1 protein-coding gene is annotated in these 931 nt (G+C 46.1%); it reads left to right on the plus strand.

Annotation, left to right across the window (positions count from 1 at the left end):
• On the plus strand, positions 1-931 hold a 931-nt coding region (locus tag A3735_RS00380; RefSeq protein ID WP_068637342.1), incomplete at both ends, for a cbb3-type cytochrome c oxidase subunit I.

The following is a 931-nucleotide window of genomic DNA, read 5'->3' on the forward strand; positions in this document are numbered from 1 at the left end:
GGGTTCATCTTCAATGTAGGTATGACCATCCTTAAGGGCCGCAAAACAGTGATCAACATGGTATTGATTACAGGTCTGATTGGTTTGGCAGTGTTCTTCTTATTCTCTTTCTATAACCCAGGTAACTTGGTTCTTGATAAGTTCTTCTGGTGGTGGGTTGTTCACCTATGGGTTGAAGGTGTTTGGGAATTGATCATGGGTGCTATTTTGGCTTATACCTTGATCAAAGTGACTGGCGTTGACCGTGAGATAATAGAGAAGTGGTTGTATGTGATTATTGCTTTAGCACTGATTACCGGCCTGATAGGAATGGGGCACCACTACTTCTGGATCGGCCCGGGTGAGTACTGGTTGTGGCTGGGTTCTATCTTCTCAGCGCTTGAACCAATTCCTTTCTTCATGATGGTTGTGTTCGCATTCAAGATGGTTCGTGAACGTCGTCATGAGCATGGCAACCAGATAGCATTGACTTGGGCTTTAGGTACTTCGGTAATGGCGTTCTTGGGCGCAGGTGTATGGGGCTTCATTCATACGCTAGCACCGGTGAACTATTTTACACACGGTTCGCAGATTACTGCAGCTCACGGACATCTAGCATTCTTTGGGGCTTACTCAATGATTGTGATGACGATAATGTCCTATTCAATGCCAATTATGCGTGGTCGCCCTCACGGCAACTGTGAAAGAGCACAGAGATTGGAGCGTATGTCGTTCTGGACAATGTGTATCGCAATGTGCGGTATTACTTTGGCATTAACAGTGGCGGGCGTCTGGCAGATTATTCTCCAGCGTTTACCAGATGACGCAAATGCTCTGAGCTTTATGGCAACTCAAGAACAACTTCATCCTGTCTTCTGGGTACGTTTGTTCTTCGGTGTGATGTTCACTACAGGTGTAGGCATGTTCTTCGCAAGCTTCTTTGTTGGCGATA

The organism is Oleiphilus sp. HI0061 (assembly GCF_001635675.1).